Source organism: Enterocloster lavalensis (assembly GCF_046603895.1).
GTDB classification, from domain to species: domain Bacteria; phylum Bacillota; class Clostridia; order Lachnospirales; family Lachnospiraceae; genus Enterocloster; species Enterocloster lavalensis.
Window position 1 is genome coordinate 953,636 of sequence record NZ_CP176637.1, and the last position, 12,165, is coordinate 965,800.

Annotated in this window: 9 protein-coding genes and 1 pseudogene; 3 read left to right on the forward strand and 7 right to left on the reverse strand. The window is 37.6% G+C overall.

Annotated features, from left to right (window positions below; genetic code table 11):
- Nucleotides 1-34: 34 nt before the first annotated feature.
- Nucleotides 35-973 (forward strand): LysR family transcriptional regulator, encoded by a 939-nt coding sequence (locus ACK2JC_RS04155; protein WP_181988624.1) that lies wholly within the window; start codon nucleotides 35-37, stop codon nucleotides 971-973.
- Nucleotides 974-2,554: 1,581 nt separating this feature from the next.
- Here the strand turns inward: ACK2JC_RS04155 and ACK2JC_RS04160 are convergent.
- The 7 genes and pseudogenes from ACK2JC_RS04160 to ACK2JC_RS04190 all read right to left on the reverse strand — a co-directional run bounded on the left by ACK2JC_RS04160 (nucleotide 2,555) and on the right by ACK2JC_RS04190 (nucleotide 9,885).
- Nucleotides 2,555-3,858: pseudogene (locus ACK2JC_RS04160) on the reverse strand (Na+/H+ antiporter NhaC family protein).
- A gap of 703 nt (nucleotides 3,859-4,561) precedes the next feature.
- A complete protein-coding gene (locus ACK2JC_RS04165; protein ID WP_118077281.1) occupies nucleotides 4,562-5,146 on the reverse strand; it encodes an IbrB-like domain-containing protein in 585 nt (194 codons plus the stop codon).
- Entirely contained in the window at nucleotides 5,136-6,461 is a 1,326-nt protein-coding gene (locus ACK2JC_RS04170) for a phosphoadenosine phosphosulfate reductase (protein ID WP_117634086.1), read from the reverse strand. The genes ACK2JC_RS04165 and ACK2JC_RS04170 overlap by 11 nt, the downstream gene beginning before the upstream one ends.
- Nucleotides 6,462-6,603: 142 nt before the next feature.
- On the reverse strand, nucleotides 6,604-7,638 hold the full coding sequence (locus ACK2JC_RS04175; protein WP_368271390.1) for a hypothetical protein: 1,035 nt from the start codon (nucleotides 7,636-7,638) through the stop codon (nucleotides 6,604-6,606).
- Nucleotides 7,639-7,716: 78 nt separating this feature from the next.
- A complete protein-coding gene (locus ACK2JC_RS04180; RefSeq protein ID WP_118077283.1) occupies nucleotides 7,717-8,559 on the reverse strand; it encodes a 4Fe-4S binding protein in 843 nt (280 codons plus the stop codon).
- Complete coding sequence (locus tag ACK2JC_RS04185) at nucleotides 8,559-8,699, reverse strand: CD1871A family CXXC motif-containing protein (protein WP_264469644.1); 141 nt, start codon at nucleotides 8,697-8,699, stop codon at nucleotides 8,559-8,561. The genes ACK2JC_RS04180 and ACK2JC_RS04185 overlap by 1 nt, the downstream gene beginning before the upstream one ends.
- A 28-nt stretch (nucleotides 8,700-8,727) precedes the next feature.
- Nucleotides 8,728-9,885, reverse strand: a complete 1,158-nt coding sequence (locus ACK2JC_RS04190) for a TlpA family protein disulfide reductase (RefSeq protein ID WP_117635000.1) — start codon at nucleotides 9,883-9,885, stop codon at nucleotides 8,728-8,730.
- Between the two features lie 876 nt (nucleotides 9,886-10,761).
- Here ACK2JC_RS04190 and ACK2JC_RS04195 point away from each other — a divergent pair.
- Nucleotides 10,762-11,031 carry a tyrosine-type recombinase/integrase gene (locus tag ACK2JC_RS04195; protein WP_117635004.1) on the forward strand — a complete coding sequence of 90 codons (270 nt, stop codon included), beginning with the start codon at nucleotides 10,762-10,764 and terminating at the stop codon, nucleotides 11,029-11,031.
- 377 nt (nucleotides 11,032-11,408) lie between these two features.
- On the forward strand, nucleotides 11,409-11,690 hold the full coding sequence (locus ACK2JC_RS04200) for a tyrosine-type recombinase/integrase (RefSeq protein WP_227146847.1): 282 nt from the start codon (nucleotides 11,409-11,411) through the stop codon (nucleotides 11,688-11,690).
- Nucleotides 11,691-12,165: the final 475 nt, after the last annotated feature.

Below are 12,165 nucleotides of genomic sequence, written 5' to 3' on the forward strand. Positions count from 1 at the left end.
AACCATAAATATATTGTAGTAGAAAGGAGGCGTTATGCACCTGAAGGAACAACTCTATATCTGCACCATTGCAGAATGCGGAAACATAACGAAAGCCGCTGAAAAACTGTTTATCACCCAACCCGCTTTAAGCCTGTATATTAATAATCTTGAAAAAATGTTTGGAGTTAAGTTGTTCGACCGGGTTGAAAAACAATTTATTCCCACTGCCGCCGGGAAACTGTATGTGGATAAAGCTAAGCAAATGTTATCACTTCAGCAAGAATTTGAGGCTAGCTTAGGTGATCTGAAAAACCATGTAGATGGGGTGTTGCACATTGGTGTCCAACTCCGGAGAGCACCGCTTCTTCTCCCCACAGTCATGGCCCGTTTTAAAATGAGCTATCCCAATATTAGGATCGATGTAAAAGAAGGCGTCAAAACTGATTTAGAAGAATTTCTCAAGTCCAATCAGATTCAGCTTCTTCTATATAATGCAGAACAGCCGCGGGAAGATTTAATTAATAAAATTCTCTATGTTGACCGTCCTCTGATCGCCATACCAGCCGATCACTCTCTGAATGCCCGGGCAGTGGAGATGCCTGGTTCCCACTACCGCTATCTGGACCTAAATTTCTGCCAAGATGAATTTTTCATTCTTCCAACAGCTAGGCAGAGCTTGAGACAGTACATAGACAAAGTATTTTTGGAGCAGCATTTTTACACCTACAATAAGATGGAGATACGTAATTTCGAGACTGCGATCCGGCTAGTTAATGAAGGCTACGGACTTGCGTTCAACCGTGAACAGTATAAAAAGTCTATGGTAGACCTTAGCAACGTGAAGTACTATGCTTTTACCTATGGAAAAAACGAAATCAGCCGAGTTTTTGTCGGATATAAGAAACACAGAGAGCTTCCTAAATACATTCATTACTTTATTCAGCTGTTGTCTATACGCGGAAAGGAGATTGAGGCTTTGGATTCAAAATGATAGTTTTTGAAGTTTGCTTATAAAAGAACCTATTTCATGCTTCTTTCTTCTTTGGAGCCTGATAAACAGGTAAAACTTCAATACTGGCCCAATATAATCTGACAATAGGATGACTCTGAACTGACAAATCAGCCATGGTGCGGACAGTATGACATCTCTTTGAAAAGATATTATTACCGGCTTACCAAGATCCGAAAGTTCACCCTCGAGGATCTACTATGTAAGAAAATACAGTTATAGCGAAGCAAATCTTTTCCATAATGGATGCTGTCAACCACCTTACACGATCACACTACGGTAGATAACAATATTTGCAGAAGATCAGTACGGGAACTGTGGATCCCCATGGGGCAACGGTCTGATACATCCAACAAATGTCAGGGAACACCAATCTCATTTTTCGACTGTTTTAATCTGTTATTGTTAAAATTTGCTTTTACTCCCTCAATATTCCAGCTGCACTCCCAGATAAACACAGGACTTAAAAGCATCACCGTGATAATAAACTAAATATATAACCTAATGCAGATAAATGTGAAATAAATGGTGAAGTACTGTAAAATCTTGTGGTAGGCTTTTAGAGATAGGAAACCTTAGTAGATTTGGGGAAAATAGTTGTTGACAGCATTTATTTTTTTGAGATTCTGGGATGGTGGAAGGACGTTTATATATACCAAACTACAAATCATCAACTTGTATTATCTCCAGCCTTTCCCTTGGAGCAGCCAGGCTAAATCTATTCCCTCTGAAAAGTTTAGATTTGACCAGGCATTGCGCAACATATTACCCATTGGTTTTGATATTTTCACAAGGACTTCATAAAAAATAGAACTAAGATTTTAGTGTGAGTATGTGGAAAATTGCTTCGTTAAATTACATCAAATCCTTACAATATCTAGCCAAAGTAAGAAGAATTTAAAATTAGAACCTGGTGCTACAGTGAACTTTTTGAAATTTTGGCTTTTCGATGTGATAGATATGCATTATGGTTCCTGCGTATATGATAACTTACTTTTTTCATATCAGTTACTGTATATACGATCATTCCATGCATTAGTTTTATTACCATCGGTATTGTCAATGGGATTGCATTTTTACAGATTTTCCGTATCTGAGTGACAAACAGATAGCTTATCATTACAAACAGCATATGCCCCCTCCCCAACCAAATAAAAACAAAAAATTTTCTAGATTGCTCTTGCATTCATCAAAACATTGTTCAATCGGCCACTTAGAAAATTAGAAAGTTTTTTCAATTCATATTTCCGATATCAGCTGAAGCTTGATCCTGACACAAGAATGAATTCATAAGCCCATCTCTTCGAAAACTACTCAAACGTTAATACTGTTTACAAATATACGATTTCGAAAGCTTTACTGTCCGACAACCAGCGGTGTACCAAGCACTCTCTTTAAAATCAGGTAAGCATATTTAGCGGAAAACCGTTTGCTCCAAAACAGCGCGCCACGGTGATAGGACACCATCGATCAACCAATCTATTCTACCATAGAGCGCACAAAAAAATCAAAAAGGACGGCCCGATCAATAAAGAAAAAGGGGAAGTATGTACACCTAGTACCTTAGAAGAACAATGGACACAGGCATCCCAGGATAAAAATGGGGATATCCGATGCGATGAATGTAGGCACGCAAGTATCCCATATGTGGTTGTGTTGGCCATCGGCATTCAGTCCAGCTGTGGGTGCCAGAGTAGTGTCGGACACCGGGGAACCAGTGTCGCCTATGGTGGCTGCTGCTGCGATCAAAAGGGGGGTTGCTCCCAAGCTAAGGCCCAGTTCGGAACACAGGGGCACATATAGCACAGACAGAACCGGCACCGTACCGAAAGAGGTGCCGGTACCCATAACGATAACTAGGCCCACCAGCATCATCACGAAAGCACCCAGGAACTTGTTACCGTCAATGAATACTAGGGAACTCTTGACCAGTTCAGCCACAGCATTACTTTCGCTGAGCACTAAGCTGAAACCATTGGAGGCCAGCATGACAAAGGCGATAAATCCCATCAGCTGACGCCGCCATCCAAAATCTTGTCCATGTCGGACCACTTAACGGCTTGGGTGATAAACATAACGCTCAATCCAACCATAGCCCCAAGAGGCAAGGAACCAGTAAATAGCTGGATGAGCATAGTGGCAATGGCGGCCAGCAAAGCAATCCAATGCTTATAGGTAAGAGTGGTGTCCACGCTATCCAGGTCCGCCGCTACTCCCTTAATGTTCTTATATACCCGAGGCTTGCGATATAACACCAAAACAGCGAAGACCAAACCGGCCAGCATGGACAAACCCAGAGGCCAAGTGTACTTCCAGACATCCAATTCGCCGATCTCCATGCCATTCTGAGTGATATTAGTGGCCAAAATACCGTGATACAAAGCTCCAAAACCCGCAGGGATGGTTACATAAGGTGCGCGCAGGCCGAAGCCCAGGGCGCAAGCCACCGCCCGCCGGTCGATCTTCAGCTTGTTCATTACGAGCAACAGAGGAGGAATCAGGATTGGGATAAAAGCTACATAGACAGGAATAGGGTTCTGGGAAAAACAAGCAAAGAAAGCCAGTAGGAAAATAAAAGCCAGCCGTTTGTCGCTGATCCATTTGGCAATCTTCACCGCCAAAATATCGGACACACCCGTGTAGCTGATTGCAGAAGCCAGACCTCCCAACAGCACATAGGCAATAGCGGTTTCCGGGGCAGTACCGCAGCCAGAGATGAAAGTAGACATAGTGGTTCCAATGTCCATTCCTGAAACCAGGCCAGCCACTACAGAGGCACATATCAAGGCCAGCAGCACGTTCACCCGCAGGAAACAGAGAACCAGCAACACAATAACTGCAATTACCACAGGGTTTGTAAAAATCATTGCAATAACCTCCTATTTCGTTCTCAATTACAACACACACTAAACAAGAGTATAAAAGCCTACTTCCCCTTCTTCCGATTTCTGATTTCGCCGACCTATGAAAAAGAACGCAGACGCACTGTATACCTTGTGAAATATCATGCGCCTCTAAGCTCTCCTATGCGCTCCTGATATTGCACCCCCATGAATATTGAACTAATTTTCAACATATACTTTCCCTCTTTCTTGTATATTGTATTTTAATTTTATATCTACGAATGGAAATGTTCAATACAGGGTATATACTTTTAACAATTAATTGGCATTTTAATGTTTTATTTTGTGCATTTTTATAATTATTGTCTGATAAAATTAAAAAATACAAAAAACAAAAAAATATCAATGTAGAAAGACATTTCCTTTTGAACATCCTAGTATAACTCATACCAACTAACTTATTACTTATCTGGCGCAACATCATTGGGATATTGTACTCTTTGATCTGATGAAACTAAAGATGATTAAAGTGAACTATACTAGGTAGATTCAACATTTATCCTTCCATAATAAAGGCCTCCTACTATGTTCTTATTTGAGCATAGTAAAAGGCCTTATAAATCTTTTATTACAGAAAAACTTTCATCGACTCTGTTTTTAAAGAATTTTAATTAGATGGCTTTTTCTTATTCCTATTTTTTAATCAATTACCTAAAAATTTTCCTCTTTAACAATCCTTGATAGATTTTCTTTGCAAACTATCAGAGGACTCATCATCCGGAACCCTATCTTCTCCAGGCCTCCATGCCTGACCAAATTTCACATCACGGAACAGCGCAGCCAGGCCAGTAATTTGCTTGAGCCTTAAAATTTCATCCCGGTCCATTCCCAGGTGTTTGGAAATCCACGCATCCGAACGCCCCAACTCGTGCAGTTCCTTAATGATATTACTCATTAAGTCCACATCATGCGTTCCACGGGCGCGGTTATGCCGGATGGTGCTGGCCATACGGTCAGATAACGGTTTATCGATTACCGAAACCGGTATCATCCCCTTCTCTCGCTCATAAATATCCGGGTAATCCCGCATCACTCTCCAACGATGAAAGCCATCTACAATTACATACTTATCACTGCCTTTTGCATAATAACAAACAATCGGCATAGTATAACCGTCCTCTTTGATGCTATCGTACAACAACCTCATTTCCGGTGGGGCCACGTTATTCGGGTTATATGTATTGGGTACAATGTTTTCAAATGGTACCGCACTGATATGGTATACCGGGCTTCTGAATTCCTTATTTACCATCTATCATCCCTCCGTACTTACGTCTAATAATATCCACACGTTTTTGTTCCTGCCGCGTAAGCCCAAACCCCATAAACCGACAGGTATGGTCATTTTTCAAAATACAGCAGCACATCCGTTTCCAACTTGGTATATCTTTCGTGCTCTTAATATCATCGGTATGATCAGGAATTGGTCCAAGAAAAATAATACGAGAATTTTTGTTGAGTGTATAGTTAGATATACCATTTCTCCGAATGTGGTACCCATGTTCCACAAGCTCTCGGATTGTTTCCTCAGACAATCCACCTCCGCTATCGTGCCAGAACCGGATGGAGGTGTTAAACTTTTTCACATAATTATTCCGCAGTCGGGCAGGTAACGTATCCAGCAAAAATTGAGTGTATGATTTCCAGGTATGACCCTCTGGTAACGTAATACTGCGATAACCCATCGCTTTTGTCTTACCATAAATAGCTCCAAAATTTGCTCCGCACACCCGCCCCACCAGTTTCACCCATATTTCTGGATCGATAACCCGATACAGATTCAAAGCATCTTTGGAATAGTCATTAAAGGGAGATGCCACCCGCATCTGATCTATCTTTAATCCTGCCTTATAATATAGGTCATATAAATGATTGTAGTCATAATCAAATCGGTAATTCGCGCACCATACATCAGAGTTTGACCAGTCGTATAAAGGTGAAGCACACCATACGTCTTTGAATTGCTTGGAAATCCAGCACTCATTTTGATACCCATGTTTTTTATTGACAAATCCGCTGTACCGCTGCAGAGACTCATCCGCCCGCATACCAAGCAGGCAGACCGTCCTGCCATTCCCATGTTCCTCCTTGTAGAATCGGCCAAACTGTTTTGCCAAATCTTCCTGATGCATCCTGTAACGATAGTGGGCAAAAGGCTTCGTCAGATTAATGACATAGGGATACTCTGGTATTGGACGTACCCATGTATCCTGTTTTGTATCATCCCAAGGATACCAATACATTTCGTAACTACTCAGTGCTGTCCGTGTTGCCATAGGAAGGCAGACCCAGTAAAGGTCTATGCCTGATTTGTTTTCCAGGCGCTTGAAAGTGCGGGTAATATAGTCCGTAGTCACGGTATACTGCGCCTCAAAATCCTGATGGAATATGCCAATCACACGATCTGAAGCATGCTTATTCCTGTAATCCAGCAGCAAATTTAAAAGAACACCGCTATCCTTGCCGCCGCTGAATGAGATATAAATATTTTTAAATTCCTGAAACAAAAACGCAAATCTCTTCTGCAACGCATCGAATACATCCATCTCAATGTATTCTTTTTTCATATCTCTAATAAACTCCTTATCTTTCAAGTAAAAATTTACAATAGCATCTGTTTGACAGTTGGATATCCTTCTAATTTTCCCAGACCATGACTGACGCTATCATTCTATCTTAAAACCTCTTTCACTTTTCCTTTCTTTCGCACTATATATTTTCTTTCAAAATTTCATATAGAAATACCGGTGTTGTTTCCGTTTGTTCATTTAGTTTTTCCTGCCAATTTGGAATCTCTAATTCTTCTAACAACAAACATAATAATGCTCCTGTTTCATAAGGCATACTATCTGCTAAAAAGCTTTTTTCCAACGCACCTGCTTTCAAAACAGGTATTACTCCATCAAAAGGAATGTCTTTTCCACTATCAAAATACATAACATTATAATTGTATCCTACAATTTCAGCAGCTTTTATTCCAACATATTCAGCTGTGCCTTCATCAGTTTCCATACTTAATTCTTTTTCCAAATATTCAGGATTATTTTTAATTCGTTCTTCCCTAACGACAATCAACTCGTTTGAGTAATTCAATAATTCATCTCTGCTTGGTTTTTCTTTTTTTAACTCGATTCGAATATTTTCTAATATTACATATTCTTTTTCAATAAGTGAAATATCCGATTCGGTTAACTCTCCATAAAATCGACTTCCTCCAGACCATTCGTTTTGCATAAAATAATGAAATGCTTCATGTACAAGAAATGGCATAAAATGTTTACTTGAAAATTCTTTTTCAAAATTGGATTCATCGTACTTTATGTAGTAAACTTCATTTCCAAATATTTTTATTTTTTCACCAATCACATTGAAAGAACCAGGCATTAATCTTTTGATAAATACTTGCGGTGTGAATTTTGCTAACCTGTAAACATTTAAGTTGCATTCTTCTGGTAAGATGATTTTTGTTGCAAACATACTTTTAATCTCAGAAGAAGGATTTATTATGTACGCCGAACCAAATATCCCATCATAAGCAAATATTGTTTTATCACTTAATTTATATCCAGGCCATAACTCAGACTCAATTTCTTTCTTGCAATACATATCCATTTCAGTCAACATTTTTTTATCAATTTCATTTAACTCTTCAAAAGATATCCGAAAGCGATTAAACATGACTATTCCAATCAATATACAAATAACACTTATTGTAAAAATCACAACCCATTTAATTTTTTTCATTTTTATATGTTCCTCTTACTATGTAAATCAATATAACAATTATTGAAATCAATGAAGAAATTGATATAAACTAAAATATTATAATTTTTTCTCAAAAAAATTAGTTTCTATTGCACCCTTTGGACAAATATTTTTACATTCCATACATCTAATGCATTCCGCTGAATTAATGTTTTCAAGAACCTTTACCTGCATTCTGCAATTACGTTCACATACTTTACAGTCGATGCATTTATTTTTATCTATTTCCATTCTATAAAAACTAAAACGATTAAACAATCCATATAGTGCCCCTAACGGACATATATATTTACAAAATGGACGATAAATAAAGATTGATATTATTACAACAAAAACCAGTATGCAAAACTTCCAATAATATAAAAAACCAATCGTTTCTTTTAATGTGCTGCTCATCAAAACCAAAGGTATCCCACCTTCCAACATTCCAGCAGGACAAATTAATTTGCAAAAGTACGGAGCTCCCAATCCATACTTATTAGTAAGCACCATCGGAAATATAATAACAAACGAAATGAATATTATGTATTTCACAAAACGCAACTTTTTATCTAACCAAGCAGAAATAGATATCTTTTTTGTCGGAATCTTATATAATAAATCTTGAATAAAACCAAACAAACACAAAAAACCACAAATCAATCTTCCTACCAAAATTCCAAAAAGCATAATCGTCCCTAATACGTAAAAGGCAGTTTTATTGTTAATGTCCCCCAGCGAGGCCTGGAGCGCCCCAATAGGGCAAGCTCCAAGTGCACTAGGGCAAGAATAACAATTTAATATAGGCACACACGCCATTTTAGTTTTTCCTTTAAAAATTGTTTTATCACGAAATCCTAAAAGATAACTATTAAAAAGAAATGCCGAAAAAATTTGTATGTAATGTCTATTTTTTTTCATTACCCAATTCCAATGCATTCTAAACAAATATTTATTGCCTTCTTAAATACGATTAGATGCTCCTTTCTACAAATTCCGATTGCCATCAATATTACGGATATACCTAAAATCCCGTTTCCGATAAAATTATTCTTGCGCATATATCTTCTCCAATATTCCAACTATGTTCTACTGGTTCTGTAATTCCGTCAGCTTATCTTCAATGATTGATTCATATTCTTCAAGGCTTCTTGCGCCTTCAACCATTTTACCAACCACATTTCCTTCCTTGTCAACGAAAATACTGGTAGGAACTGCGCCTAAGTTGTTTAAAATACTTTCTTTAAGCTGCTCATTATCCATAAGTGTGGTAAATTTCGCATTTTCCGTTTTCATGATCTTTTGTGCGGTCTCTTTGTTTTCTGTTGCATCAATACAGATCGAAATCATGTTCACGTTTTCATTTAATCCGTTATGAAGTTTCACCAAGTCCGGCATTTCTGCTAAACAAGAACCGCACCAGGTCGCCCAAACATTGATCATCGTAAGATCATACTGGTTAAAAATATCTTGCGTAATCTCATTTCCTTCTAAATCTTCTGCTTTAAAATTTGCAAATCCTTTTGCAATGCTGTCCATCATAGGTTTAAACACCAATATATGCTCTTTCAGATTTTTTATTTCACCTGTCAGTTCTTCGTATTCCTTATATTCTTCATCCTTTAATCCCGGGAAGTCTTCTCTTGTTTTTTCATTACTGTAAGCTATATAATAGGTGTTTCCAGCATAGGTTCCGACTCTCTCACAAATTTCAAATCCACTTTTTTTACCATATTCACTCGCTTCTGTATCATCTCCCTTTCCTTCTCTGTAAAACAGTTTTCCAAAGGAAACGCCTCTACCCTCAAATTCTTCTGGCGTTACACTTGCAGCCTCTTCTTCTGTCATTGCATTTATCTCTTCAAAAAACAGTGTTGAAAAGAATGAAATATTTAAATCTGTGCCGTCCGAATTTGCCATAATACCTTTTTCTTTCCATGCGTCTGGTGTTATGTATCCTGTTGCATTATAAAATACAACTCTTTCATCATCACTTTTAACCTCTTCGCCTGTTACCGTTTTATAGGTATCCTGTTCATAGCTTTCATTGCCAAAGATATCATCTTCAAGATTCATCATTCCTGCATTCAATACTTCGCCGGTTGTTTCATTAGCCACTTTATTCGTTGTTTCTGTTTTCTTGTTCGTTCCATGGTTGCCCGAGCATCCAACCAGTGAAGATAACGCACACACACCGGTCAGACACATAATTCCTATCGTTATTTTTACATTTTTTGAAAATTGCATACTACATTTTCTCCTTTTCTATTTTTGTTAATTTTTTTGAATGAATCCGATTTTTCGTCTACCTGTTTTTTTACCTCCTAGAAACAAATCAGAAACTTCATTGAATAACCATAGGCAATTTTAGTGAAAAAGGCAAGCAAGTAACTCTTGCATCGCGCTTTTTTAGGCAATTATCGCTTGCGCTATGCTACTTTTTGTTTTTTATATTTATGAATTAAATACACCTATTTTGTGTAAACTTATCAATTACACCTTTTATTACAACGCCGAATCGCCCATCCTTTACATGATATGAACAACAGGATAAAGTAAGAAATCTATCTCCAAATTTCGCTGTCACTTCCGTGCCATAAAGAGAAAGTTCCTCGATATTTTTATACCAGTTTTTTAATAAGCTTGATTATGTGTTTCAAAAAATTTGTAATATTTAAACACCTCATTCGCTTGTTTATAAACCTGATAATAAAACACCGAGATTAGTTCATATTTTTCTCTTCATACAAACTATCAAAACAGATAACTCTATGCTTCTTTCCATACTCTTCTTTTTCGTAAAACTTTAAATTTCCAAACATTTGTCCACTTTTCATTGCTTGTCCGCGGATGATTAGATTTATGAACGTCTTTAATCTGGAATCTGTATCCAAAATCAAACGCCTGTTTTGGTCCTTTTCTCCATAAAAATTTTTATCAAGATAATAATTAACAAAATTTCTCGTTTCTTTCGACATTACCTTTGTCTACAAAATTCTTTTTTTACAAAAGAAAAATCCCGTTCTTTCATTTGTTGTAATTCATTTACTTTTTGTTCTTGTCAATTTCAACCGTACCATTTTTTTTGCAAGGATGATATAAAGAAACTATTCTCCAGATGGAATACGTGCTTATACAGTTGAAACAGTTATCGGATTACTATGGTCAACCAGATCGAGACCATCCGAGCCAATAAAACTTACTATTGCAGATGTAAATCTTGAACAACAGCTACTTCATATACAGAAAACAAAGTTTTCAAAGGAACGTATTATTCCTATTGATGATTCCGTTTCTGCAAAACTTCAATCTTACAAGCAGCGGATTAGTAACAAACTCGATTATAAGATGCCTTACGAAGCGTTTTTTATACAACGGAAGGCGTTCCTTTAACAGAATCCGCATTAGCTTATGCATTTAAACTTATACGTCCTTGTATCAAAGCGACTCCAACTGGATATCCTCATGTCAGACTATACGATTTCCGGCATACCATGGCATGTAATGCTATTCGAAGATGGAACAAGCAGGGAGTAGATATCAACGCTAAACTGCATGTCCTTAGTAGAAATAGCGCATTTTGATCTCAGTTATCTTCAAGGGTTTTGCGAATATCTTGAAAAAGTAAGATGCAATAAGCCTGTTACGATTATAACAGAATCAATGCTATAAAATCTTTCATACATTATGTTTCGGAACTGGAACCCGAATATAGTGCTATAACAAAACGTGCACTTATGTTATCAGCTCAAAAGCACAAGCAACCAACTATGGTTTTTCTCACTAGAGCAGAATTCGATTCTCTAATAACTGTTTGTGATACCAATACATTCATTGGTGCAAGAGATAAACTGAAGCTTATGATTCTGTATAATTCTGGCATACGGGTATCAGAATTACTTGCAATAAAGTTGACTGATATCCAGAAAACAGACTCCATCAATCATGCCAATTTAAAAGTATATGGAAAGGGCCGAAAACAACGTGAAATACCGCTTTGGAAAAACACTGTCAAATATATCAATAAATATATAAAAAGATTGTCCTACTGATGAAGACGGATATTTGTTCATAAGAGTTACTATATAAAGGGTAGTTTCTGATACCTAATACATAGTGACTGCGGCTCATTTGTGGTGAATGGAAAAGCAGTTATGAGAAAGGAACGATACAGGCATTATAAGCGAAAAACACGCTTTCGGCAAGTGAAACATAAATCGTGTTTTCGGTTTTACGAGTCGAAAGAGAAAGTAACCGTTTCGACCTCTGAAAGCCTTGTGTGGCAAGGAGTTTTTTAGGCTAATTCTATGTGGGTAATGTGTTTGCCCTGCCTGCCCTGTTTTGAGCCTTCTGAGCGTTACGGAGTTCGGAGAAAAGCGGAGTGTCTTTTTCGGCGCAGTCCAAATCCTTTAGTGTGATTATACCAAGGGCGCATTATCCGAGATAAATCAGCTAAAGCCAATGAATACAAGCATTTCATAACAATTACCTCGGATAATTATCGAAATGACCGGTGATTTTTTCAGC

Coding starts and splice junctions, on each gene's coding strand:
- ACK2JC_RS04190 (WP_117635000.1), bottom strand. CDS start 9,885: ATGCAATTTTCAAAAAATGTAAAAATAACGATAGGAATTATGTGTCTG.
- ACK2JC_RS04170 (WP_117634086.1), bottom strand. CDS start 6,461: ATGAAAAAAGAATACATTGAGATGGATGTATTCGATGCGTTGCAGAAG.
- ACK2JC_RS04185 (WP_264469644.1), bottom strand. CDS start 8,699: ATGCGCAAGAATAATTTTATCGGAAACGGGATTTTAGGTATATCCGTA.
- ACK2JC_RS04165 (WP_118077281.1), bottom strand. CDS start 5,146: ATGGTAAATAAGGAATTCAGAAGCCCGGTATACCATATCAGTGCGGTA.
- ACK2JC_RS04155 (WP_181988624.1), top strand. CDS start 35: ATGCACCTGAAGGAACAACTCTATATCTGCACCATTGCAGAATGCGGA.
- ACK2JC_RS04200 (WP_227146847.1), top strand. CDS start 11,409: ATGGTTTTTCTCACTAGAGCAGAATTCGATTCTCTAATAACTGTTTGT.
- ACK2JC_RS04180 (WP_118077283.1), bottom strand. CDS start 8,559: ATGAAAAAAAATAGACATTACATACAAATTTTTTCGGCATTTCTTTTT.
- ACK2JC_RS04175 (WP_368271390.1), bottom strand. CDS start 7,638: ATGAAAAAAATTAAATGGGTTGTGATTTTTACAATAAGTGTTATTTGT.